20 protein-coding genes and 4 tRNA genes are annotated in these 23,801 nt (G+C 70.7%); 11 read left to right on the top strand and 13 right to left on the bottom strand.

Going from position 1 to position 23,801, the window contains the following annotated elements; genetic code table 11:
* Positions 1–157 precede the first annotated feature (157 nt).
* Both ABZ659_RS18530 and ABZ659_RS18525 read left to right on the top strand, forming a co-directional pair.
* Entirely contained in the window at positions 158–1,654 is a 1,497-nt protein-coding gene (locus ABZ659_RS18530) for a N,N-dimethylformamidase beta subunit family domain-containing protein (protein ID WP_360220679.1), read from the top strand.
* Between the two features lie 68 nt (positions 1,655–1,722).
* Entirely contained in the window at positions 1,723–2,622 is a 900-nt protein-coding gene (locus ABZ659_RS18525; protein ID WP_360220676.1) for a phosphoribosylaminoimidazolesuccinocarboxamide synthase, read from the top strand.
* A gap of 43 nt (positions 2,623–2,665) precedes the next feature.
* On the opposite strand, the gene ABZ659_RS18520 is transcribed toward ABZ659_RS18525, so the two are convergent.
* From ABZ659_RS18520 to ABZ659_RS18485, 8 genes are all read right to left on the bottom strand, one after another.
* Positions 2,666–2,738: transfer RNA gene (locus ABZ659_RS18520), tRNA-Gly, on the bottom strand.
* 23 nt (positions 2,739–2,761) lie between these two features.
* Positions 2,762–3,364, bottom strand: coding sequence for a response regulator transcription factor (locus tag ABZ659_RS18515; protein ID WP_360221001.1), 603 nt, complete (start codon positions 3,362–3,364; stop codon positions 2,762–2,764).
* A 2-nt stretch (positions 3,365–3,366) separates the two neighbouring features.
* A complete protein-coding gene (locus tag ABZ659_RS18510) occupies positions 3,367–4,590 on the bottom strand; it encodes a histidine kinase (protein ID WP_360220673.1) in 1,224 nt (407 codons plus the stop codon).
* 46 nt (positions 4,591–4,636) lie between these two features.
* Entirely contained in the window at positions 4,637–5,413 is a 777-nt protein-coding gene (locus ABZ659_RS18505) for an ABC transporter permease (RefSeq protein WP_360220670.1), read from the bottom strand.
* Complete coding sequence (locus ABZ659_RS18500; protein ID WP_360220667.1) at positions 5,410–6,384, bottom strand: ABC transporter ATP-binding protein; 975 nt, start codon at positions 6,382–6,384, stop codon at positions 5,410–5,412. The genes ABZ659_RS18505 and ABZ659_RS18500 overlap by 4 nt, the downstream gene beginning before the upstream one ends.
* Before the next feature lie 149 nt (positions 6,385–6,533).
* Positions 6,534–6,609 (bottom strand) — tRNA-Gly (locus tag ABZ659_RS18495).
* Between the two features lie 80 nt (positions 6,610–6,689).
* Positions 6,690–6,761, bottom strand: a tRNA-Gly gene (locus ABZ659_RS18490).
* Positions 6,762–6,879: 118 nt separating this feature from the next.
* On the bottom strand, positions 6,880–7,197 hold the full coding sequence (locus tag ABZ659_RS18485) for an Lsr2 family protein (RefSeq protein ID WP_360220664.1): 318 nt from the start codon (positions 7,195–7,197) through the stop codon (positions 6,880–6,882).
* Positions 7,198–7,491: 294 nt separating this feature from the next.
* Here ABZ659_RS18485 and purS point away from each other — a divergent pair, with 294 nt between their 5' ends.
* From purS to purM, 7 genes are all read left to right on the top strand, one after another.
* On the top strand, positions 7,492–7,755 hold the full coding sequence (gene purS, locus ABZ659_RS18480) for a phosphoribosylformylglycinamidine synthase subunit PurS (RefSeq protein WP_360220661.1): 264 nt from the start codon (positions 7,492–7,494) through the stop codon (positions 7,753–7,755).
* Positions 7,752–8,432, top strand: a complete 681-nt coding sequence (purQ, locus tag ABZ659_RS18475) for a phosphoribosylformylglycinamidine synthase subunit PurQ (protein ID WP_360220658.1) — start codon at positions 7,752–7,754, stop codon at positions 8,430–8,432. Before purS ends, purQ begins: the two co-directional genes overlap by 4 nt.
* Complete coding sequence (purL, locus tag ABZ659_RS18470) at positions 8,429–10,687, top strand: phosphoribosylformylglycinamidine synthase subunit PurL (protein WP_360220655.1); 2,259 nt, start codon at positions 8,429–8,431, stop codon at positions 10,685–10,687. Before purQ ends, purL begins: the two co-directional genes overlap by 4 nt.
* Positions 10,688–10,812: 125 nt before the next feature.
* On the top strand, positions 10,813–11,610 hold the full coding sequence (locus tag ABZ659_RS18465; protein WP_360220652.1) for a sterol carrier family protein: 798 nt from the start codon (positions 10,813–10,815) through the stop codon (positions 11,608–11,610).
* A gap of 39 nt (positions 11,611–11,649) precedes the next feature.
* Positions 11,650–12,471 carry an META domain-containing protein gene (locus ABZ659_RS18460; protein ID WP_360220649.1) on the top strand — a complete coding sequence of 274 codons (822 nt, stop codon included), beginning with the start codon at positions 11,650–11,652 and terminating at the stop codon, positions 12,469–12,471.
* A 73-nt stretch (positions 12,472–12,544) separates the two neighbouring features.
* On the top strand, positions 12,545–14,071 hold the full coding sequence (gene purF, locus ABZ659_RS18455; RefSeq protein ID WP_360220646.1) for an amidophosphoribosyltransferase: 1,527 nt from the start codon (positions 12,545–12,547) through the stop codon (positions 14,069–14,071).
* Positions 14,072–14,114: 43 nt separating this feature from the next.
* The gene (gene purM / locus ABZ659_RS18450) at positions 14,115–15,191 is read left to right on the top strand and encodes a phosphoribosylformylglycinamidine cyclo-ligase (RefSeq protein WP_360220643.1); all 1,077 of its coding nucleotides are present in this window, start codon (positions 14,115–14,117) and stop codon (positions 15,189–15,191) included.
* Between the two features lie 81 nt (positions 15,192–15,272).
* On the opposite strand, the gene ABZ659_RS18445 is transcribed toward purM, so the two are convergent.
* Both ABZ659_RS18445 and ABZ659_RS18440 read right to left on the bottom strand, forming a co-directional pair.
* A complete protein-coding gene (locus ABZ659_RS18445; RefSeq protein WP_360220640.1) occupies positions 15,273–15,527 on the bottom strand; it encodes a DUF3073 domain-containing protein in 255 nt (84 codons plus the stop codon).
* A 303-nt stretch (positions 15,528–15,830) separates the two neighbouring features.
* Positions 15,831–16,934: a Glu/Leu/Phe/Val dehydrogenase dimerization domain-containing protein gene (locus ABZ659_RS18440; protein WP_360220637.1), complete on the bottom strand. Its 1,104-nt coding sequence runs from the start codon at positions 16,932–16,934 to the stop codon at positions 15,831–15,833.
* Between the two features lie 232 nt (positions 16,935–17,166).
* Between ABZ659_RS18440 and ABZ659_RS18435 the strand changes: the two genes are divergently transcribed.
* Both ABZ659_RS18435 and bldC read left to right on the top strand, forming a co-directional pair.
* Positions 17,167–18,024, top strand: a complete 858-nt coding sequence (locus ABZ659_RS18435; RefSeq protein WP_360220634.1) for a hypothetical protein — start codon at positions 17,167–17,169, stop codon at positions 18,022–18,024.
* A 523-nt stretch (positions 18,025–18,547) separates the two neighbouring features.
* A complete protein-coding gene (bldC, locus tag ABZ659_RS18430) occupies positions 18,548–18,754 on the top strand; it encodes a developmental transcriptional regulator BldC (RefSeq protein WP_003949541.1) in 207 nt (68 codons plus the stop codon).
* A 570-nt stretch (positions 18,755–19,324) separates the two neighbouring features.
* Here the strand turns inward: bldC and ABZ659_RS18425 are convergent.
* The 3 genes from ABZ659_RS18425 to hrpA all read right to left on the bottom strand — a co-directional run bounded on the left by ABZ659_RS18425 (position 19,325) and on the right by hrpA (position 23,757).
* The gene (locus ABZ659_RS18425; RefSeq protein WP_360220631.1) at positions 19,325–19,525 is read right to left on the bottom strand and encodes a DUF6274 family protein; all 201 of its coding nucleotides are present in this window, start codon (positions 19,523–19,525) and stop codon (positions 19,325–19,327) included.
* A 119-nt stretch (positions 19,526–19,644) separates the two neighbouring features.
* A tRNA-Asp gene (locus tag ABZ659_RS18420) sits at positions 19,645–19,719 on the bottom strand.
* 93 nt (positions 19,720–19,812) lie between these two features.
* On the bottom strand, positions 19,813–23,757 hold the full coding sequence (gene hrpA / locus ABZ659_RS18415; RefSeq protein ID WP_360220628.1) for an ATP-dependent RNA helicase HrpA: 3,945 nt from the start codon (positions 23,755–23,757) through the stop codon (positions 19,813–19,815).
* Positions 23,758–23,801 lie beyond the last annotated feature (44 nt).

The raw sequence follows: 23,801 nt of genomic DNA, 5'->3' as shown, positions 1-23,801 counted from the left end.
CACTTTCGGTCAATTCGCAACGACCAGTGACAGAGCGCGTGCGCAATGTGATGTGCTGGGACCGAACGCGCACACGGCAAAGGCGTACGACCTACGACAGCCGACGCCTGACGCTCGTGTCACACCACACCCACGGGGGCAAGGGAGGGACGCGACCATGGGGTCGGACAAGATCCGCCGCTGGGAGTCGGGCGCGCTGGCACACGCCGCGACGGACCCCTTCGGCCAGGGCCCGGTCCCCTGGCTCCGCGGCAGCGTGACGCACGACGACGACACCGGTCGCACCGTCCCCTGGTACGTGGACCGCCCCGCTCCCTCCACCGACCCCCACTCCCCGCGGCCCGACCCCGCCACGCCCCGGATCCCGTTCCCCCGTGCCGCCGACGACGTCCACCGCCAGATCAAGGGCTTCACCGCCACCGGCGCGGTCACCCCGGGCGACGCCATCGACTTCCACGTCACCGTCGACCCGCCGCAGGAGTTCGCCGTCGACGTCTACCGCATCGGCCACTACGCCGGTGACGGCGCCGCCAAGATCACCTCAAGTCCCCGCCTCTCCGGGATCGTCCAGCCCCCGCCGCTCACCGCCGACCGCACGGTCTCCTGCCACCACTGGTGGCTCTCCTGGCGGCTCCAGATCCCGTCGTACTGGAACGTCGGCGCGTACGTCGCCGTCCTCACCACCGCCGACGGCTACCGCTCCCACGTCCCCTTCACGGTCCGCGACGACCACCCGGCCGACCTGCTCCTGGTGCTGCCGGACGTGACCTGGCAGGCGTACAACCTCTACCCGGAGGACGGCCGCACCGGCGCCAGCCTCTACCACGCCTGGGACGAGGAGGGCCGGCTGCTCGGCGAGGCCGACGCCGCGACCACCGTCTCCTTCGACCGCCCGTACGCGGGCGCGGGCCTGCCGCTGCACATCGGGCACGCCTACGACTTCGTCCGCTGGGCCGAGCGCTACGGCTACGACCTCGCCTACGCCGAGGCCCGCGACCTGCACTCCGGCCACGTCGACCCCACCCGTTACCGCGGGCTGGTCTTCCCGGGCCGCGACGAACACTGGTCGGCCCCCATGCGCGGCGCCGTCGAACGCGCCCGCGACCACGGCACGTCCCTGGTCTTCCTCTCCGCCAACACCCTGTACTGGCAGGTGGAGCTGGGCCAGTCCCCCTCCGGCGTCCCCGACCGCCTGCTGACCTGCCGCAAACGCCGGGGTCCCGGCAGGCCGGTGCTGTGGCGGGAGATCGACCGCGCCGAGCAGCACCTGCTCGGCATCCAGTACCAGGGCCCGGTCCCCGCGCCGCACCCCCTGATCGTCCGCAACGCCGACCACTGGCTGTGGGAGGCCACCGGCGCCCACGAGGGCGACGCGATCGACGGCCTGGTGGCGGGCGAGGCCGACCGCTACTTCCCCCGCGCGCCGCTCCCCGACCACGACGAGCGCGTCCTGCTCGCCCACTCCCCGTACGCCGACGCAGACGGCGTCCGCCGCCACCAGGAGACGTCCCTCTACCGCGCCCCCTCAGGCGCCTGGGTGTTCGCGTCCGGAACCTTCGCGTGGACGCCGTCCCTGGACCGCCCGGGGCACGTCGACCCCCGTGTCCAGCGCGCCACCGCGAACCTCCTCGACCGCATCTGCAAACGCGACTGACCCGCCGTCCGTGAGCACGTCCCTGTACGGGACAATCGACCCATTGGACAGAACCACGGGGAGGAACCGTGTCCGGATTCGTCGAAAAGCCCGAACCGAGTCAGGTTCCGGGTCTGGTGCACCTGCACACCGGAAAGGTGCGCGAGCTGTACCAGAACGAGGCGGGCGACCTCGTGATGGTCGCCAGCGACCGCATCTCCGCCTACGACTGGGTGCTGCCCACCGAGATCCCCGACAAGGGCCGCGTCCTCACCCAGCTCTCCCTGTGGTGGTTCGACCAGCTCGCCGACCTGGTCCCCAGCCATGTCCTGAGCACCGAACTCCCCGCGGGCGCCCCCGCCGACTGGGCGGGCCGCACCCTGGTCTGCAAGTCCCTGCGGATGGTCCCGGTCGAGTGCGTGGCCCGCGGCTACCTCACCGGCTCGGGCCTCGCCGAGTACCAGCAGAGCCGTACGGTCTGTGGCCTCGCCCTCCCCGAGGGGCTGGTCGACGGCTCCGAACTGCCCGCCCCGATCTTCACGCCCGCGACCAAGGCGGAGGTCGGCGAGCACGACGAGAACGTCTCCTACGAGGAGGTCGCCCGCCAGGTCGGCGCCGAGACCGCCGCCCAGCTGCGGCAGGCCACCCTCGCCGTCTACAGCCGGGCCCGGGACATCGCCAGGGACCGCGGGATCATCCTCGCCGACACCAAGTTCGAGTTCGGCTTCGCGGGCGACGAGCTGATCCTCGCCGACGAGGTCCTCACCCCGGACTCCTCCCGCTTCTGGCCCGCCGACCAGTGGCAGCCGGGCCGCGCACAGCCGTCGTACGACAAGCAGTACGTCCGTGACTGGCTGACCTCCGCCGAGTCCGGCTGGGACCGCGGGAGCGAGCAGCCCCCGCCCGCGCTGCCCGAGCAGGTCGTCACGGCGACCCGCGCCAAGTACGTGGAGGCGTACGAGCGTCTGACGGGCACCAACTGGAGCTAGGGAACGACGAAACCCCGGTCCAGTGGACCGGGGTTTCACAACGAGCGGACGACGAGGCTCGAACTCGCGACCTCAACCTTGGCAAGGTTGCGCTCTACCAACTGAGCTACGTCCGCGTAGCGCCGTGGCGCGAGAGCAACTATACCCAACCTCGCTCGCGGGCGAGCCGGACCGCCGTATGCCGGTTCTCCACCCCGAGTTTCGACACGGCCGACGACAGGTAGTTCCGCACCGTCCCCTGCGACAGCGCCGCCCGCGCGGCGATCTCCGCGACCGGCGCCCCGTCGGCCGCCAGCTCCAGCACCTCCGCCTCCCGCGCGGTCAGCGGCGAGTCCCCGGCGGCGATCGCGTCGGCGGCCAACTCGGGGTCGACGTAACGGTTTCCACCGTGCACCGTACGGATGATCTCCGCGAGCCGCTCGGCGCTGACCGTCTTCGGCACGAACCCGCGCACGCCCGCCGCGAGCGCCCGCTTCAGATGCCCCGGCCGCCCGTGACTGGTCACGATCAGCACCTGGCAGCCGGGCAGTTCCGCGCGCAGCGATGTGGCGACCTTCACACCGTCCGCGCCGGGCATCTGGAGATCCAGCACGGCCACGTCGGGCCGGTGCGCCCGCGCCATCGCCAGCGCCTCCGGCCCGCTCGCCGCCTCGGCGACGACCACGAGGTCCTCCTCCAGGGACAGCAGCGTGGCCAGCGCCCCCCGGATGAGGTGCTCGTCGTCGGCGAGCAGCAACCGCACCGTCACGCCGTCGCCTCCCCGGCCATCCGGACCGGCACCTCGGCCACCAGCCGGAACGCGTCCCCGTCACCGACGCCCGCCACCAACGAACCGCCCACCACGGCCAACCGCTCCCGCAGCCCCGCGAGCCCCGAACCACCGCCCGCGCCCCGCGAGCCCTCGCCCACGCCGTCGTTCTCCACCGTCAGTACCACCCGTCCCTCCCGCATCCGCAACCCCACGTCACACCGTTGGGCGTCCCCGTGCCGCAGCACGTTCGTCGTCGCCTCCCGCACCACCCACGCCAACGCCGACTGCACCTCGCCGGGCAGCCCGCCCGGCACCTGTGACACCGCGCACTCGATGCCCGCCGCCGTGAGCACCCCCCGCGCCCCGGCGATCTCCACCTCCAGGTCGGCCTCGCGGTACCCCCGTACGACGTCCCGCACCTCGCGCTGCGACTCCCGCGCGATCCGCTGGACCTCGACCATCTGCTCCACCGCCTCCGGCCGCCCACGCCGTGCCAACTGCACCGCCAGCTCGCTCTTCAGGGCGATCACCGCGAGGTTGCGCCCCATGACGTCGTGCAGATCGCGCCCGAACCGCAGCCGCTCCTCGGCGACCGCGAGCCGGGTCCGGGTCTCCCGGGCCTCGTCGAGGGCGTAGACGGCGTTGAGCAGCCAGACGGAGAAGACGGACGTGAAGGCGAGGAAGCCGCCACCTACCAGCATCGCGAGCGAGGACACCAGCGCGTGGGCCGCGGAAAGCCCGAGCGTGAACGACACCACCCCGGTCCCGGCCGCGAACCCCGCCACCAGCCCGAAGACCCGCGCCCGCGACCGCACCCCGAGCGCGAGCAGCCCCGCGCCGAAGACGACCACGGCCGAGAAGACCGCGCTGGTCGCCCCGTCGACGTCCTCGCCCCGCGGACCGTGCTCCGAGATCCAGACCGCCGCGACCCCGATCACCGCGGTGACCACCCCCAGCGCCCACAGCAGCCGCACGGGCTGGTCCCGCCGCCCACGGGTCCAGTCCAGCGCCCGTGACGCGGTCACCCCGCCCAGTACGGCGTGGACCAGCACCATCGCCAGCAGCAGCCCGCCGAGGCGCGGCCCCGTCAGTCCGACGGCGGGCAGCCCGGCCGTGGCGACCTCGATCACCGTGAAGAAGTGGAACGACCACCGGGTGTACGTCTCCACCTGGGCCGGGGTGCTCTTCCGCCGCCACCAGCCCTCTGCCGTACCCACGCCCGTGCTCAACTCCCCGGTCCTCCGCACTCCCGAACGCCCCGTCTCAGCGCCGCGGCTCCCACCGGAACCACCGCCGTACAGCAAACACCGCGACCCCCGTCCAGGCCAGCGCGGTCGCCGCCGCCCCCAGCGCCTCGAACCCCGACAGGCTCCCGGTCCAGCCGCCCCGCACCAACGTGATGACGGGGGACAGCGGCAGCAGTTCGCACACCGAGGCCACCCGGTCCGGCAGCAGCTCCAGCGGTACGGCGATCCCGGAGCCGATCATCGAGCCGAACACCAGCGGCAACGTGGTGACCTGAGCGCTCTCCACCGTCCGGGTCATCGCCGAGGTGGCCGCGGCGAGCGCCGCGCACAGCGGCAGCCCCAACAGCAGCCCCAGCACCGCCAGGTGCGGAGCCTGCGGCGTGGGCAGGTCAAGGAGCAGCGCGCACCCGGCCACCAGCAGCAGCGACTGTGCCAGCCCGGTCACGACGGCGGGCAGCGCCGCCCCGGCCATGATCTCGGCGTCCCGCAGCTCACCGGTCCGCAGCCGTTTGAGTACCAGCTCCTCACGCCGGGAGGTGTAGACGGCGACCAGCGTGCCGTACACCGCGAACAGCAGCGAGAACCCGATCGAGGCGGGCAGCAGCACCAGCCCGACCGTGAGCCCGGCCTCCGCGAGGTCCATCTCCGCCGTGGCCGAGCGCAGGGTGAACGGCAGCGCGAGCGGCACCAGCAGCGCCGTGAGCACCGAGCCCCTGCTCCGCCCGAACAGGGTCAGCTCGGCCCGCGCGAGGGCGGCCATCCGGCCCCCGGGGGTGGTGACGGCACCGTTCAACGCACGTACTCCTTGTCCTCGACGGCACCGGCGGCAGCGCCGCCCGCGGCCTCCCGCGCGATGCTCAGGAACGCCTCCTCCAACGAGGCCGACCGCATGTCCAGCCCCCGCAGTTCGACCCGGGCGGCCTCCGCCCACCGCAGCAGCCCGGTCGCCGCGCGCTGCAACGCGAAGGTCCGCAGCCGGACGACCCGCCCCCGCGTCTCGTGCCCACACACGCCCAATGCGTCGAGGGGTGGCAGATCGCCCACGAAGTACCCCTCGGGCAGCTCGAAGGAGATCCGGGAGGGCCGGTCCGCGGTCACCTCGGCCGGTGTCCCGGCGGCGGCGATCCGCCCCTCGTGCAGGATGGCCAGCCGGTCGGCGAGGCTCTCCGCCTCCTCCAGGTAGTGCGTGGTCAGCAGCACCGTCGTACCGGCGTCCCGCAGGGCGCGGACCAACTCCCAGGTGGCCCGGCGCCCTTCGGCGTCCAGTCCGGTCGTCGGCTCGTCGAGGAAGAGCACCTCGGGTTCGCCGAGCAGCGCGAGCGCCAGATCCAGCCGCCGCCGCTCTCCCCCGGACAACTGCTTGACCCGTACGCCGTCCTTCTCCGCCAGCCCGACCAGCGCGAGCGCCTCCGCACCGGGCCGCGCCCCGCTCGTACAGCCCGCCCACATCCGCACCGTCTCCGCGACGGTCAGCTCGGAGGGGAACCCGCCCTCCTGCAACATCACCCCGGTGCGCGGCCGTACGGCGGCCCGCTCCCGGTAGGGATCGTGCCCGAGCACCCGCACTCGCCCTCCGGCCGGTGCCGCGAGCCCCTCCAGCAGCTCCACCGTGGAGGTCTTGCCCGCGCCGTTGGTGCCGAGCAGCGCGAGGACCTCGCCATGTTTCACGTGGAACGTCACCCCGCGTACGGCCTCGAACCCGCCCCCGTAGACGCGCCGCAGGTCAGTGACCTCGATCACGTTCTCGTGTCCGCTTGTCGTCATGCCCCAAGCGTTCCGGCGCCCGCTTCCGGACGGCAGTGCGCGCTGTCACCGCTCCCCATGACAAATGTCAGAAGCCGCGACCCCGACATGGGGAAGGCCCCGCGACATACAGAAGGACCCGGTCCAATGGACCGGGTCCTTCTGTGAACTGGAGCGGACGACGAGGCTCGAACTCGCGACCTCAACCTTGGCAAGGTTGCGCTCTACCAACTGAGCTACGTCCGCACTGCGCCCGAACAGCTTTCACTGTTCGGTGCGAGCACCAGCCTACCTGATCCACAGGAGTGGTCAGACCGGCGATGCGGAGCGGGTGACAGGAATTGCACACTGCGCCTTCCCCCTGGAAGGGGGATGTTCTACTACTGAACTACACCCGCACGCTCCGTGAGCTGGGCCCTTCGGCCCCGCCCTGCGGCGTGCTCCAGACTTTAGCTGATCACCAGGGGTGCCGCGCAAGTCGGTTGCCGCAGGGGGTGGCTGACCGGGTGTCGCGGCTCAACGGGCCGCCGCGAACGCCTCGTAGACCTTCTTGGGGATCCGCCCGCGCGCGGGGACGTCCATCTTGTTGGCCTGGGCCCAGGCGCGCACCGCCGCCGGGTCGGGGGCGACCTCCGTCTGCCGATAGGCCTTGCCCGACTTCGCCCGCTTACGGCCGGCCTCCACGTACGGCGCGAGCGCCTTCCGCAGTTTGCTGGCATTGGCTTCATTCAGGTCGATCTCGTACGACTTGCCGTCGAGTCCGAAGGCGATCGTTTCCGCCGCTTCCGAGCCGTCGATGTCGTCGAAGAGAGTGACCACGACCTTCTGCGCCACGAATATCGGTCCCTTCGTACGGCACGGTGACAATTCATTTGTACAGTGCCCGACAATGCGATGTGAAGCTCGACTAAATCTTCCCGCGTGTCCGCGCGCAATAGGTACCGGGTGTCGATCCGGGATCTTTTCCGGAACTCTTCTCCCACCTGCGGGGCTTCCGTGAGGTCGTGGTGAGCGTCACGTAGGTTCCTCCAAGGCGACGCGCGTAGAAATTTTGTGCGGGTAGTCTGAAGGCACCTGTCTGAAGCCAGTGGCAGGAACCTGCTCAGCACCACACCACCGGGAGTGCCAGTGGCACGCGTCGTAGTCGACGTCATGCTCAAGCCGGAGATCCTCGACCCCCAGGGCCAGGCGGTGCAGCGCGCACTGCCGCGTCTGGGTTTCGACGGCATCTCCGACGTACGTCAGGGAAAGCGTTTCGAACTGGAAGTGGACGGACCGGTCGACGAAGCCCTGCTCGCCCGCATCCACGAGCTGGCGGAATCCTTCCTCGCCAACACCGTGATCGAGGACTTCACCGTGAAGGTGGAGGAAGTCGCGGAGGCCGTGAAGTGACCGCTCGTATTGGCGTCGTCACTTTCCCGGGCAGCCTCGACGACCGGGACACACAGCGCGCGATCCGGCTCGCGGGTGCCGAACCCGTAGCCCTCTGGCACAAGGACAAGGACCTCAGGCAGGTCGACGCGGTCGTCCTTCCCGGCGGTTTCTCCTACGGCGACTATCTGCGCGCCGGGGCCATCTCCCGCTTCTCGCCGGTGATGGAGACCGTCATCGAGCAGGCGAAGGCCGGACTGCCGGTGCTCGGCATCTGCAACGGCTTCCAGGTCCTCACCGAGGCCCACCTGCTGCCCGGCGGGATGCTCGGCAACGACCACCTGCACTTCATCTGCCGCGACCAGAAGCTCCGGGTGGAGAACGCGTCCACCGCCTGGACCAGCGACTACGAGAGCGGGCAGGAGATCCACATCCCGCTCAAGAACATGGACGGCCGCTACGTCGCCGACCAGTACACGCTGGACCAGCTGGAGGCCGAGGGCCGCGTCGCCTTCCGCTACCTCGACTTCAACCCCAACGGCTCGCTCAACGACATCGCCGGCATCACCAACGAGGCGGGCAACGTCGTCGGCCTGATGCCGCACCCGGAGCACGCCGTGGAGCCGCTGGTCGGCACCGGCCGCACCGACGGCCTCCCCTTCTTCACCTCGATCCTCAAGAAGCTGGTCACCGCATGAGCAGGACGCCTCTGGACACGGTCGAGCACGCGGCCGCGACCCCCGACGTCGAGCTGCCCTGGGCCGAACTCGGCCTGAAGAAGGACGAGTACGAGCGGGTCGTGGAGATCCTCGGCCGCCGCCCCACCGGCGCGGAACTCGCCATGTACTCCGTGATGTGGTCCGAGCACTGCTCGTACAAGAGCAGCAAGGTCCACCTGCGCCAGTTCGGCGAGAAGGCCCCGGAGAACGACGCCCTCCTCGTCGGCATCGGCGAGAACGCGGGCGTCGTCGACGTCGGCCAGGGCTACGCCGTCACCTTCAAGGTGGAGTCGCACAACCACCCGTCGTACGTGGAGCCCTACCAGGGCGCCGCGACCGGCGTCGGCGGCATCGTCCGCGACATCATCGCGATGGGCGCCCGCCCGGTCGCCGTCGTCGACCCGCTGCGCTTCGGCGCCGCCGACCACCCCGACACCAAGCGCGTCCTCCCGGGCGTCGTCGCGGGCATCGGCGGCTACGGCAACTGCCTGGGCCTGCCCAACATCGGCGGCGAGGTCGTCTTCGACCCCTGCTACCAGGGCAACCCGCTGGTCAACGCCGGGTGCATCGGCGTCATGCGGCACGAGGACATCCACCTCGCCAAGGCGTCCGGCGCGGGCAACAAGGTCATCCTGTACGGCGCCCGCACCGGCGGCGACGGCATCGGCGGCGCGTCGATCCTGGCGAGTGAGACCTTCGACGACGCCAAGCCGTCCAAGCGCCCCGCCGTCCAGGTCGGCGACCCGTTCCAGGAGAAGCTGCTCATCGAGTGCACCCTGGAGGCGTTCCGGGAGAAGCTCGTGGTCGGCATCCAGGACCTCGGCGCCGCGGGCCTGTCCTGCGCGACCAGCGAGCTGGCGTCCAACGGCTCCGGCGGCATGACCGTCACCCTGGACGACGTACCCCTGCGCGACTCGACGCTCTCCCCCGAGGAGATCCTCATGTCCGAGTCGCAGGAACGCATGTGCGCGGTGGTGGAGCCGGAGAAGGTGGACCGCTTCCTCGCCATCTGCGAGAAGTGGGACGTCATCGCCACCGTCATCGGCGAGGTGACCGACGGCGACCGCCTGGAGATCTACTGGCACGGCGGGAAGATCGTCGACGTCGACCCGCGCACGGTCGCCCACGAGGGCCCGACCTACGAGCGCCCCTACGCCCGCCCGTCCTGGCAGGACGCCCTCCAGGCGGACGACGCCGACAAGCTGCCCCGCCCGGAGACGGCGGAGGAGCTGAAGGCGCAGGTCCTGAAGCTGGTCGCCTCCCCGAACCAGGCGTCCAAGAAGTGGATCACGTCCCAGTACGACCACTTCGTGCAGGGCAACACCGTCCTCGCCCAGCCCGAGGACTCCGGCATGATCCGCATCGACGAGGAGACCGGCCTCGGCGTCGCCATCGCCACCGACGGCAACGGCCGCTACGCCAAGCTGGACCCGTACAAGGGCGCCCAGCTCGCGCTCGCGGAGGCGTACCGCAACGTGGCGACGACCGGCGCCAGGCCGCTCGCCGTCTCCGACTGCCTGAACTTCGGCTCGCCGGAGGACCCGGCGGTGATGTGGCAGTTCGCGGAGGCGGTACGCGGTCTCGCGGACGGCTGCCAGCAGCTCGGCACCCCGGTGACCGGCGGCAACGTCTCCCTCTACAACCAGACCGGCGAGGCCGCCATCCACCCGACGCCGGTCGTCGCGGTCCTCGGCGTCATCGACGACGTCGCCCGCCGCACGCCGGTCGCCTTCCAGGAGGAGGGCCAGCTGCTGTACCTCCTCGGCGACACCAAGGAGGAGTTCGGCGGCTCGGCCTGGTCGCAGGTCGTCCACGACCACCTCGGCGGACTGCCGCCGGAGGTCGACCTGGAGCGTGAGCGGCTGCTCGCCGAGGTGCTGATCTCCGCCTCCCGGGACGGCATGGTCGACGCCGCGCACGACCTGTCCGACGGCGGTCTGATCCAGGCGGTCGTGGAGTCGGCGCTGCTCGGCGGCAAGGGCGCGCGTCTCGTCGTACCGGACGGGCTCGACGCGTTCACCTTCCTGCTCTCCGAGTCCGCGGGCCGCGCGATCGTCGCCGTGCCGCGCTCGGAGGAGGTCCGCCTGAACGACATGTGCGGCGCCCGCGGCCTGCCCGCCACCCGCATCGGCGTCATCGACGGCGACACGGTCGAGGTCCAGGGCGAGTTCACCCTCACCCTGGCGGAACTCCGCGCGGCCCACGAGGGCACGATCCCGGCCCTGCTGGCCTGACCGCCCGGCACACGAAGGCCCCGCACCCGACAGTGCGGCGCCCGGCACACGAAGGCCCCGCACCCGAGACGACAGTGCGGGGCCTTCGCCGTCACCGGACCACCCCACGTCCTAGGCTCACCCCCATGCCGCCCGTCAGGAAACGCCCCCGCGCCTACGACCCCGTCAGGACCCGCGCCGCCGTCCTCGCCCAGTTCGGCCACGTCCGGGCCGCCGTGCGCACGCTCACCCCCGAGCAGCTCGCGCTGCCGACGCGGCTGGGGGAGTGGACCGTACGGGAACTGGTGGCGCACGTGGGGATGGCGCTGGCGGCCGTGTCCCGGCTGCTCGCCGAACCCGAGCCCGCGCGGCGCACCGGCGCCCTCCTCGACTGGCCGTCCGCGATCGTCACCGACGCCCCGGAGATCGCCGACCACGCCCGGCGGCTGGCCGACCGGCACCCGGACCCCGACGCCCACCTCGCCGAGGTCGAGCGGCGCTTCACCGCCGACCTCGACACCCACCCCGGCACCCGGCTGCTGCCCACCAGCGCGGGCGCGCTGCCGCTGGCGGACTACGTCGTCACCCGCACCGTCGAACTCGTCGTCCACACCGACGACCTGAACGCCGCCGTGCCCGGCCTCGACATCCCGTACGACCGCCAGGCCCTGGCCGCCTGCACCCGGCTCCTCGCCGACACCCTCGCCGCCAAGGCGCCCGGCGGCGCGACGGAGGTGCGGATCCCGCCCTACGCCGTCGTGCAGTGCGTCGAGGGTCCCCGGCACACCCGCGGCACCCCGCCGAACGTCGTCGAGACCGACCCGCTGACCTGGACCAGGCTCGCCACCGGACGGCTGACCTGGCAGGACGCCGTCACCGACGCCAAGGTGTGCGCCAGCGGCGAGCGCGCCGACCTCAGCCCCCTGTTGCCCCTGCTCTCCTGAGAGGGGAACCGACCACCCCACTCGCCCCGTCGGATCGGCATGTACAGGCAGACGCACCGCACGACCGCCACGCTCACCCTCACCGCCCTCGCGCTGCTCCCCCTGGCAGCGGCCTGCGGCACCGAGAAGGCCGACGGCGGCGGCTCGGCCGCCGCCAGCGCACCCCTGACCGGCGTCCACTGGACCGTGGACAGCCTCACCGTCGACGGCACGACCCACGAGGCGCCCGCCTCGGCCCGGATCCGGATCGACGACAACGGCCGGGCCCAGGGCAACCTCGGCTGCAACCACTTCAGCGCCCGGGCCACCGTCGACGGCGACAGTGTCCGCCTCACCGACGCCGAGTCCACCGAGATGGCCTGCGAGGACGCCCCGATGAACTTCGAGCGGCGGCTCTCCGCCGCCCTCACCGGCGACACCCTCAGCGCCCGCACCGACGACGGCCACCTCACCCTCACCACCAGCACCGGCGACACCGTCCGCCTCACGCAGGAGAAGGACGCCGCCCTCTACGGCACCCGGTGGACCGTCACCGTCACCGGCACCGGCAGCGGCGAGGTCTCCCAGTCCCTTCCGGCCGGCACCGAGGGCAAGGCGCACCTCACCTTCGACCAGGACACGGGCAGGGTCACCGGCAGCCTCGGCTGCAACCGGGTCACCGCCCGCGCCACGTTCAGCGACGGAACCGTCACCCTGGGCCCGGCGTCCACCACCCGAAGGATGTGCGACGCCTCACTCATGGACACCGAGAAGCGGCTCCTCGGCCTCTTCGACGGCCCGGCCGACTACCGCCTGGACCACCGCACCCTCACCCTGACCAGCCCAAACGGCGACAGCGTCACCGCCAACGCCGGACAGTGACCAACCTCACACCGATCCGGCGCCCGGATTCCCCAATTCGGACCAGTGGTCGATCTCGCCTACACTCGGTGCCGTGCCACGTGGTGACGGTCGACTCAATCACGATCTGCTTCCCGCCGAAAAAGGCCCCCAGGACGCGTGTGGCGTCTTCGGTGTCTGGGCTCCGGGCGAAGAGGTCGCAAAGCTCACGTACTTCGGGCTCTACGCCCTCCAGCATCGGGGCCAGGAATCCGCGGGAATCGCGGTCAGCAACGGCTCCCAGATCCTCGTCTTCAAGGACATGGGCCTGGTCTCCCAGGTCTTCGACGAGACCTCGCTCGGTTCGCTCCAGGGTCATATCGCGGTCGGACACGCCCGCTACTCGACCACGGGCGCCTCCGTGTGGGAGAACGCCCAGCCGACGTTCCGTGCCACCGCGCACGGCTCCATCGCGCTCGGCCACAACGGCAACCTGGTCAACACGGCGCAGCTCGCCGAGATGGTCGCCGACCTGCCCAAGGACAACGGCCGCTCCACCCGGGTGGCCGCCACCAACGACACCGACCTGCTGACCGCGCTGCTCGCGGCCCAGATCGACGACGACGGCAAGCCGCTGACCGTCGAGGAAGCGGCCCCCGTGGTCCTCCCGAAGATCAGGGGCGCGTTCTCGCTCGTCTTCATGGACGAGCACACGCTGTACGCGGCCCGCGACCCGCAGGGCATCCGCCCGCTGGTCCTCGGCCGTCTGGAGCGCGGCTGGGTGGTCGCCTCGGAGAGCGCCGCCCTCGACATCTGCGGCGCCAGCTTCGTCCGGGAGATCGAGCCGGGCGAGTTCGTCGCCATCGACGAGAACGGTCTGCGCACCTCCCGATTCGCGGAAGCGAAGCCCAAGGGCTGTGTCTTCGAGTACGTGTACCTGGCCCGCCCGGACACGGACATCGCCGGGCGGAACGTCTACCTCTCCCGGGTGGAGATGGGCCGCAAGCTCGCCGCGGAGGCCCCGGTCGACGCCGACCTGGTCATAGCGACCCCGGAGTCCGGCACCCCGGCCGCCATCGGCTACGCGGAGGCGTCCGGCATCCCCTTCGGCGCGGGCCTGGTCAAGAACGCGTACGTCGGACGGACGTTCATCCAGCCCTCCCAGACCATCCGCCAGCTCGGCATCCGCCTGAAGCTGAACCCGCTGAAGGAAGTCATCAAGGGCAAGCGGCTGGTCGTCGTGGACGACTCCATCGTCCGCGGCAACACCCAGCGCGCCCTGGTCCGGATGCTCCGCGAGGCGGGCGCCGCCGAGGTGCACATCCGGATCTCCTCGCCGCCCGTGAAGTGGCCCTGCTTCTTCGGCATCGACTTCGCCACCCGCGCCGAGCTGATCGCCAACGGCATGTCGGTCGACGAGATCGGCCGCTCCCTGGGCGCCGACTCGCTGGCCTACATCTCCATCGACGGCATGATCGAGGCGACCACCATCGCCAAGCCGAACCTCTGCCGCGCCTGCTTCGACGGCGAGTACCCGATGGAGCTGCCGGACCCCGAACTGCTCGGCAAGCAGCTGCTGGAGACCGAGCTGGCCGCCGGGCCCGCCGCCACGGCCGCCGCCGACGCCATCCGCCGCCCGTAGGCGCCCGCACCACCTGCCGTACGACACGAAGGTTCTCAAAGCCATGTCTGAGACATCTGAGACAACTGGTGCCAGCTACGCAGCAGCGGGCGTCGACATCGAAGCGGGCGACCGCGCGGTGGAACTGATGAAGGAGTGGGTGCGGAAGACCCAGCGCCCCGAGGTCCTCGGCGGCCTCGGCGGTTTCGCCGGCCTCTTCGACGCCTCCGCCCTCAAGCGCTACGAGCGTCCGCTGCTCGCCTCCGCCACCGACGGCGTCGGCACGAAGGTCGACATCGCCCGCCAGCTGGGCGTCTACGACACCATCGGCCACGACCTGGTCGCCATGGTGATGGACGACATCGTGGTGTGCGGCGCCGAACCGCTCTTCATGACCGACTACATCTGCGTCGGCAAGGTCCACCCCGAGCGGGTCGCCGCGATCGTCAAGGGCATCGCCGAGGGCTGTGTCCTGGCCGGATGCGCCCTGGTCGGCGGTGAGACGGCCGAACACCCGGGCCTGCTGGGCCCGGACGACTTCGACGTGGCGGGCGCCGGCACGGGCGTCGTGGAGGCCGACCGGCTCCTTGGCCCCGATCGCATCCGTACGGGTGACACGGTGATCGCCATGGCGTCCTCCGGCCTTCACTCGAACGGGTACTCGCTGGTCCGGCACGTCCTGCTCAACCAGGCGGGCCTGTCGCTGGACGCGCGGATCGACGGCCTCGGCCGCACCCTCGGCGAGGAACTCCTGGTCCCGACGAAGATCTACTCGCTGGACTGCCTGGCGCTGACCCACACCACCGAGGTGCACGCCTTCAGCCATGTCACCGGCGGCGGACTCGCGGCCAACCTGGCCCGGGTCATCCCGGACGGGCTGCACGCCGTCGTCGACCGCTCGACCTGGACGCCCGCACCGGTGTTCGACCTCGTCGGCCGGACCGGCGACGTCGAGCGTCTGGAGCTGGAGAAGACCCTGAACATGGGCGTGGGCATGATCGCGATCGTGCCCGAGGACTCCACCGACGTGGCCCTCGCGACCCTCGCCGACCGCGGCGTGGACGCCTGGGTCGCCGGAGAGATCACCGACCGTGGCGAGCACCCCACGGGCGCCGCGCTGGTCGGTGACTACGCGAGCTGAGCGGAGACGTGCCGCCCGGTGGGCAGCACAGAACCCGGTCGGTGACCGAAGTCACCGACCGGGTGAATGCTCAGTGCAAGGTCAAGCGCCGCGACGGTGTGCTGAGGACTGATCGCCCTCGTCCTCGTCGTCGTCCTCATAGAGGTCGGCGTACCGGGAGTACAGGTCGTCGTCTTCATGCCCATCGTCTTCGAACCGCTCGCCGTTAGGCGGCGGCGGATTCGATGTCGATGCGCCCAGCTCTTCGGCCAGGCGTGAGAGATCAGTCCCACCGCTGTTGTACTTCAGCTGGCGGGCGACCTTCGTCTGCTTGGCCTTGGCCCGGCCGCGCCCCATGGCTCGACCCCCTCAACGACGGGGCTCGACGGCCCCAGAGTCTTGACACGCGTTCATGGTCTGGAACGGGCTCTCCGTGGAGAGACCGGTCCGTAGGGCTTCCACGGTACCTGAGCCCAAGCCCATACGGTACGTCGCCCGCATGACGTGCCCGCGCCCAGAACCTGCGAGACGCCCCGTCCTCGCTGGTCAGTGGCGATTTTAACCACTTCCCGACGGGCGACCCGCCGGTGGAAGTGAGAGTTCTCTCTAACTTCCACCGGCCGGTACCGCCCAAACCCGCGGCAGTCGCCTGCCGCGGGATCACCAACCGCGCTGCGCGGCGGCCTCGTGCATCCGCTGCTCGGCGATCCGGTCGGCCGCCGCGGCGGGCGGAATCCCGTCCGAATTCGCACGTGCGAATATGGCAAGCGTGGTGTCGTAGATCCTCGACGCCTTCGCCTTGCACCGGTCGAAGTCGAAGCCGTGCAGTTCGTCGGCGACCTGGATGACCCCGCCCGCGTTCACCACGTAGTCCGGCGCGTAGAGGATCCCGCGGTCGGCGAGGTCCTTCTCGACGCCCGGGTGGGCGAGCTGGTTGTTGGCCGCGCCGCACACCACCCTGGCGGTCAGCACCGGCACGGAGTCGTCGTTCAGGGCGCCGCCGAGCGCGCAGGGGGCGTAGATGTCCAGGCCCTCGACGCGGATCAGCGCCTCGGTGTCCGCGACGGCCGTGACGCCCTCCGGGTGCCGGTCGAGGATCCGCCGTACGGCGGCCTCGCGGACGTCCGTGACGACGACCTCGGCGCCCTCCTCCCGCAGGTGGTCCACCAGGTGGTGGCCGACCTTGCCGACGCCCGCGACGCCGACCTTGCGGCCGCGCAGCGTCGGGTCGCCCCACAGGTGCTGGGCGGAGGCCCGCATCCCCTGGTAGACGCCGAAGGCGGTGAGCACGGAGGAGTCGCCCGCGCCGCCGTTCTCCGGGGAGCGCCCGGTGGTCCAGCGGCACTCGCGGGCCACCACGTCCATGTCGGCGACATAGGTGCCGACGTCGCACGCGGTGACGTAACGTCCGCCGAGCGAGGCCACGAACCGGCCGTAGGCGAGCAGCAGCTGTTCGGTCTTGATCGTCTCGGGATCGCCGATGATCACGGCCTTACCGCCGCCGTGCTCCAGCCCGGCCATGGCGTTCTTGTACGACATCCCGCGCGCGAGGTTCAGCGCGTCCTCGACGGCCTCCGCCTCGCTGGCGTACGGGTAGAAACGGGTACCGCCGAGGGCGGGGCCCAGAGCGGTGGAGTGGAGGGCGATGACGGCCTTCAGACCGCTGGCGCGGTCCTGGCAGAGCACGACTTGCTCATGACCGCCCTGGTCCGAGTGGAACAGGGTGTGCAGTACATCAGCAGGTGCGCCGGTTACGTCGGTCACGGTGGTGACTCCTGAGTACATAGCGGCGGTTGGGGGACGGGCTCCGTACGGGTGGCGGGGTCCGTAGCAGGAGGTTAGGGCCTGCTGCCGAGCCTAGGCCGCCGAGTGGTCCAGATCACCTCCGCACGGAGTACCCTCGCGGCCGTTCATGGGAGGATTCGCGGGGATTTCCCATCCGTCCCGGAGCGGCCACGGCAGGTTTCCCCGGCGGCGGGCGGGGGAGGGAGCAGGCGTGCCCAAGGTGTCCTCGTTGATCGTCCCGTACGCGGCGTACCTGCGCGTGTACGAGCCCCTGGCCGCCTTCCCGGAGCCCGAGCGCACCCACTGGGCGCGCTACGCCCGGCACCCCGAGCACCCCTCGTACCAGGACGAACTCCGCCGCTCGCTGGCCGACCTGATCCCCACCCCGCCGATCCCGGTGCCGGTGCACGAGTCGGGTGACGCCTTCGTCCTCGACCTCGACGGCGTGACGTACGTGTGCCCCTGGCGCACCCGGCTGCGCGGCTGGCAGGCGCTGGGCGATCTCGCCGAGGAACTCCCGCCGCCGGTCCTGGACGCCGTGCTGCCGCCGGTACTGCGCCGCCAGGCCACCCAGGACTACGACCGGTGGCTGGCCGACCACCCCGACGCCCGCCCGTGGATCCGCACCGCGACCTGGCAGGTCCCGCTGAACTGGTTCGTCCTCGTGACCGACGAGGAGCGGGAGTACGACAAGGGGTCCGCGGACGTCGGCGACGAACCGCCGGTGCCGGTGCTGCGCTACCGCACCCCCATGGTCCAGGCCCGGCGCCGGGTCGCCCGCGGGCTGCGGGCGCTGCGGGAGGCCGTGGACGAGGGCCCGCTCATCGACGGCCTGGTGGACGTGGGCCGCTGGCTGGAGGAGTTCCACCCGCGGTCCCTGGTCGAGGTGGACTACGGCGGCCTGGTGCACGCCCTGCCCGCCGGGGAGCTGGAGGGCGACCACTCGGCGGCCGACGTGGCCGAGGGCATCGAGGCGCTGCGCGGCGGCGACGAGGCGCGGGCGGGGCGCGCGTACGGGCGGCTGGTGGAGCGGTGGCGCGCGATCCGCGATCTGCGGTCCGCGAACTGACGGGGTGGCAGGTCCCGGCGGATGTGATCCGGCGCACGTGATGTGCGTCACGGTTGCCGCACCCACGAACAGCTACGGTCTACCTTCTTCTCGGAGTTGACGGGACGTAGGTCCCGATCCGGGCGTTTGTGTCAAGCGTGACAGACCGCACGTACACGGCTCTTGCGCCCCTTGCCCCCCCTCGTGTCAAAATAGGACAAGGGGCCCGGGGAGGGCTCTATCTCAGCATTGCACGCTTTGGGGGGTCTCGTGACTCCTGATCGTCCTGTGACTGATCGTCACAGTGGCGTGACTGTCCGCTATGGCATGGTCCATCGGCTTCCGTCGGTGATGAACGCCTGGGGGGGCAATTCCATCGGTTTGGCCGACGCGGCTGGACAGATGGTGTAGTTGTAGTGCCGAGGACAAGCCGTTCGTCCTATAACCGACTCGACTCGCGTCCGCCATTTCGGGCAACGCGGGTCAAGGTGCAGAATTTAGAGGAAAGAACCGAGAAGGTTCGGTTCTCCCGAGGAGGCCGCTCATGACCGCTCGCACCCCTGATGCCGAGCCGCTGCTGACCCCGGCTGAGGTCGCCACCATGTTCCGCGTCGACCCGAAGACGGTCACGCGCTGGGCGAAGGCCGGCAAGCTCACGTCGATCCGCACGCTCGGCGGGCACCGCCGCTACCGCGAGGCGGAGGTCCGCGCGCTGCTCGCGGGCATCCCGCAGCAGCGCAGCGAGGCCTGACCAGGCCCTAACGGGTCTGACCAGGCCCTAACGGGTCTGACCAGGCCCTAACGGGTCTGACCAGGCCCTAACGGGTCTGACCGGGCCCTAGCGGGCCCGAACAGCACGAACGGACCCCAAGGGGTCCGAACAACTGAATACCCGGGCAAAGCGGTCGGTCCCCCATCAGCCGCGACGTCCGGAACCACACAGCTCCAAGCGACGCGGGTCCTGCCCCAACAGGGCCCCCGCCCATCGTCGTCGGGCAAGTGACAGGGTGCGTCGTCGATCGCGCTGGACTCCGCCGGGTCCAGCGCGATCTTTTTGTGCCCTGGGGTGGGGTCGCGGGGCGCGGGCGCGGTGCTCCGTGAGCGGCCTTGTCGGAGTCTGGGGGCTGCCTCTGGGGTGCCGTCAGGGGTGGTGCAATGGCACATATTAAATTGACCTGTTGTAGGTGAGGTGTAAGTACCACCACGGTCAAAACTCATACGGTGACACCCGTCACATGCCACAGTACTTGTTGCCTCTGGCGTATGTGCGCTACTGGAGGCGCGGATTCCACCCGCCCCTGGACGCAAGGGTGTTGGGATCTCAGCCGGTCGCCGAGGGGTGCTCCCGCTCGGCGCCCTCCTCGCCCTGGCGGCCCTCCGGCGCCCTGGGCGGGCTCTCCAGGGCCAGCCGCAGCAACTGGTGGCAGATGGGGCAGTGGCGGGTGAGATGCCGGTACGACGAGGCGGCCGACAGATGCGCGCGGAGCAGAGCCCGTGTCTCGTGCCTCGCCGATGCCGCCATAAGCCACCTCCGCAGGCCCGCACGGGCACGCCGCCCTCTTCTCTGGGTACCGAGCGAATGTGACGCCGTCAACAAGCAGGAGAGCCCGGATCCGAAGATCCGGGCTCTCACTTTCCGTGCGGTCCTGACGGGATTTGAACCCGCGGCCTCCACCTTGACAGGGTGGCGAGCACTCCAAACTGCTCCACAGGACCAGGTTTCGCGGCGCTATTCGTGCGTTGCGCTGCGAGAAAGGACTCTACAGGAGGGCGGGCGCCTGGTCGAACTCACTCAACGTGCGAGGACCGCTACGGGACCGCCGCGTCGATCGCCTTCACGATGCGTTTGTCCGAGACGGGGTACGCCGTACCGAGGGCGTGCGCGAAGTAGCTGACCCGCAGCTCCTCGATCATCCAGCGGATGTCCCGCACCGACGACGGCACCGGCCGCCCCTGCGGCAACTGCTCCAGCAGCCAGGCGTACTCGTCCTGCATCTCGTGGACCTTGTGCATCCGCGACGTGTCCCGCTGGGCGTTCGTCGGCATCTGCTGGAGACGCCGGTCCGCGGCCACCAGGTAGCGCATCAGGTCAGGCAGCCGCCGCAGCCCCGTCGCCGTCACGAAGCCCGGCCTCACGAGCGCGTCCAGCTGCTTGCGCACGTCCGCCAGGTTCGCCAGCAGCGCGGTGCTGCGGACGCCCTTCAGACGGCGCTCACACGCCTGCCAGGCGGCGAGGACCTGCTGCGTCTGGTCCACCGTACGGACCGTCGTGTCGACGATCTCGGCGCGGACCTTCTCGTACAGCTTCCGGTACGACTCCTCGTCCCACACGGGCCCCCCGAAGTCCGCGATCAGCCGGTCCGCGGCGGCCGTGGCGCAGTCCTCGAACAGGGCCTGCGTAGAGCCGTGCGGGTTCGCGGACAGGGCGAGCTTCTGCGGGTTCGTCAGCCGGTCGCTGGCGAACTTCGCCGGGTTGACCGGGATGTTCCGCAGGATCAGCCGCCGGGTGCCCCGCCACATCGCCTCCGTCTGCTCGGCCTCGGTGTCGAAGAGGCGTACGGAGACGGTGTCGCCGTCGTCGACGAGCGCCGGGTACGCCTTCACCGGCTGCCCGGCCCTGCGGGTCTCGAAGACGCGGTCGAGGGTGCCGATCGTCCAGTCCGTCAGCCCCGTGCGCTCCAGCGACGGCCCGCCCTGCCGCTCGGCGGTCGCCGCGGCGGCCCGCGACAGGGCCTGCCGCGCCTTCGGCTTCAGTTGGAGCCGCAGCGCCTCCAGGTCCTTGTCCTCGGCCAGCTTGCGGCGCCGCTCGTCGACGATCCGGAAGGTGATCCGCAGATGCTCGGGCACCCTGGCCCAGTCGAAGTCCTCGGCGTCGAAGGGCACGCCGACCATCCGCTTCAACTCGCGGGCCATGGTGACGGTCAGCGGTTCCTGGAGCGGCACGGCCTGCTCCAGGAACCGCTTGGCGAAGTTCGGCGCGGGCACGTAGTTGCGGCGGATCGGCTTCGGCAGGGACCGGATCAGCTCGGTGACCACTTCCTCCCGCAGGCCGGGGATCTGCCAGTCGAAGCCCTCATCGGTGACCTGGTTGAGCACCTGGAGCGGAATGTGCACGGTGACACCGTCGGCGTCCGCTCCCGGCTCGAACTGGTACGTCACCCGGAACTTGAGGTCGCCCTGCCGCCAGGAGTCGGGGTAGTCGGCCTTGGTGACCGCCTCCGCCGACTCCCGGATCAGCATCGCCCGCTCGAAGTCGAGGAAGTCCGGCTGCTCGTGGCGCTTGCGCTTCCACCAGGAGTCGAAGTGCGCGCCGGACACGACGTGTTCGGGGACCCGCTGCTCGTAGAAGTCGTACAGGGTCTCGTCGTCGACGACGATGTCCCGGCGCCGGGCCCGGTGCTCCAGCTCCTCGACCTCGCTGAGCAGCCTGCGGTTGTCGGCGAAGAACTTGTGGTGCGTGCGCCAGTCGCCCTCGACCAGGGCGTTGCGGATGAACAGCTCCCGGCTGACCTCGGGGTCGATCCGGCCGTAGTTCACCTTGCGCTGGGCGACGATCGGGATGCCGTACAGCGTGACCTTCTCGTACGCCATCACGGCCGCCTGGTCCTTCTCCCAGTGCGGTTCGCTGTAGGTGCGCTTGATCAGGTGCTGGGCGAGCGGCTCGACCCACTCCGGTTCGATCCTCGCGTTGACGCGGGCCCAGAGCCGGGACGTCTCCACCAGCTCCGCCGACATCACGAACCGCGGCGGCTTCTTGAACAGGGCCGAGCCGGGGAAGATCGCGAACTTGGCGTTGCGGGCGCCGAGGTAGTCGTTCTTGTTGCCGTCCTTCACGTCCTTCATGCCGACGTGCGAGAGCAGACCGGCGAGGAGGGAGACGTGGACACGGTCGGCGGGGGCGTCGTCGTCGTTGAGGTGGATGCCCATCTGCTTGGCGACCGTGCGCAGCTGCGTGTAGATGTCCTGCCACTCGCGGATGCGCAGGAAGTTCAGGTACTCCTGCTTGCACATCCGCCGGAAGGACGACGAACCGCGCTCCTTCTGCTGCTCGCGGACGTACCGCCAGAGGTTGAGGAAGGCGAGGAAGTCGCTGGTCTCGTCCTTGAAGCGGGCGTGCTGCTGGTCGGCCTGGGTCTGCTTGTCGGCGGGGCGCTCACGCGGGTCCTGGATGGACAGCGCCGCGGCTATGACCATGACCTCGCGGACACAGCCGTTGCGGTCGGCCTCAAGCACCATCCGGGCCAGCCGCGGGTCGACGGGGAGCTGGGCCAGCTTGCGCCCGGTGTCGGTGAGCCGCTTGCGCGGGTCCTTCTGCGCCGGGTCGAGGGCGCCCAGCTCCTGGAGCAGCTGGACACCGTCGCGGATGTTGCGGTGGTCCGGCGGGTCGATGAACGGGAACTTCTCGATCTCGCCGAGCCCGGCCGCGGTCATCTGGAGGATGACCGAGGCGAGGTTCGTCCGCAGGATCTCCGCGTCCGTGAACTCCGGCCGGGCGAGGAAGTCGTCCTCGGAGTACAGCCGGATGCAGATGCCGTCGCTGGTCCGCCCGCAGCGGCCCTTGCGCTGGTTGGCGCTGGCCTGCGAGACCGGCTCGATGGGCAGCCGCTGCACCTTGGTGCGGTGGCTGTAGCGGCTGATGCGGGCGAAACCGGGGTCGATGACGTACTTGATGCCCGGCACGGTCAGCGAGGTCTCGGCGACGTTGGTCGCCAGAACGATCCTGCGTCCGCCGTGCTGCTGGAAGACGCGGTGCTGCTCGGCGTGCGAGAGCCGCGCGTACAGCGGCAGCACCTCGGTGAACCGGAACTTCCTCTTGGTCAGCGCGTCGGCGGTGTCCCGGATCTCCCGCTCGCCGGAGAGGAAGACCAGGATGTCCCCGGGCCCCTCCGCCTGGAGCTCCTCGACCGCCTCGACGATGGCGGTGATCTGGTCCCGGTCGGAGTCGTCCCCGTCCTCCTCAAGGAGGGGCCGGTACCGCACCTCCACCGGATACGTCCGCCCGCTGACCTCGATGATCGGCGCGTCCCCGAAGTGCCGCGAGAACCGCTCGGGGTCGATGGTCGCGGAGGTGATGACGACCTTCAGGTCCGGCCGCTTCGGCAGCAGCTGCGCGAGGTACCCCAGCAGGAAGTCGATGTTCAGGGACCGCTCGTGCGCCTCGTCGATGATGATCGTGTCGTAGGCGCGCAGCTCGCGGTCGGTCTGGATCTCGGCGAGCAGGATGCCGTCCGTCATCAGCTTGACGAAGGTGGCGTCCGGGTTCACCTGGTCGGTGAACCGCACCTTCCAGCCGACGGCCTCCCCGAGCGGCGTCCGCAGCTCCTCCGCCACCCGCTCGGCGACGGTCCGGGCGGCGATCCTGCGCGGCTGGGTGTGCCCGATCATGCCGCGCACACCGCGCCCCAGCTCCATACAGATCTTCGGGATCTGCGTGGTCTTGCCGGACCCGGTCTCACCGGCGACGATCACCACCTGGTGATCGCGGATAGCCTCGGCGATCGCGTCCTTCCTCTGGCTGACCGGCAGCTGCTCGGGATAGGAGACGGAGGGCACGCGCGCCCGCCGCTCGTCCATCCGGGCCCCGGCCTTGGCGACCTCGGCCTCGATCTCGGCGAGCACGGCGGCCCGCGCCTCCGGCTTACGGATCTTCCGGGCACCCTCCAGCCTCCGCCCGAGCCGGTGCGCGTCGCGCAGCGACAGCTCGTTGAGGCGGGGGGCGAGGGCGCCGAGGATGGGGGCAGGGTGCGTAGACATACGGGTTCCAGGATCTCATCCCCGGGAAATCCGTGGCGAACGAT

This window comes from Streptomyces sp. NPDC006997 (assembly GCF_040635175.1).
GTDB lineage: Bacteria > Actinomycetota > Actinomycetes > Streptomycetales > Streptomycetaceae > Streptomyces.
This window is presented reverse-complemented; position numbering and strand designations above follow the sequence as displayed.

Coding starts and splice junctions, on each gene's coding strand:
- ABZ659_RS18530 (WP_360220679.1), top strand. CDS start 158: ATGGGGTCGGACAAGATCCGCCGCTGGGAGTCGGGCGCGCTGGCACAC.
- bldC (WP_003949541.1), top strand. CDS start 18,548: ATGACCGCTCGCACCCCTGATGCCGAGCCGCTGCTGACCCCGGCTGAG.
- ABZ659_RS18500 (WP_360220667.1), bottom strand. CDS start 6,384: ATGACGACAAGCGGACACGAGAACGTGATCGAGGTCACTGACCTGCGG.
- purM (WP_360220643.1), top strand. CDS start 14,115: ATGTCTGAGACATCTGAGACAACTGGTGCCAGCTACGCAGCAGCGGGC.
- ABZ659_RS18425 (WP_360220631.1), bottom strand. CDS start 19,525: ATGGCGGCATCGGCGAGGCACGAGACACGGGCTCTGCTCCGCGCGCAT.
- ABZ659_RS18445 (WP_360220640.1), bottom strand. CDS start 15,527: ATGGGGCGCGGCCGGGCCAAGGCCAAGCAGACGAAGGTCGCCCGCCAG.
- hrpA (WP_360220628.1), bottom strand. CDS start 23,757: ATGTCTACGCACCCTGCCCCCATCCTCGGCGCCCTCGCCCCCCGCCTC.
- purL (WP_360220655.1), top strand. CDS start 8,429: ATGAGCAGGACGCCTCTGGACACGGTCGAGCACGCGGCCGCGACCCCC.
- ABZ659_RS18460 (WP_360220649.1), top strand. CDS start 11,650: ATGTACAGGCAGACGCACCGCACGACCGCCACGCTCACCCTCACCGCC.
- ABZ659_RS18465 (WP_360220652.1), top strand. CDS start 10,813: ATGCCGCCCGTCAGGAAACGCCCCCGCGCCTACGACCCCGTCAGGACC.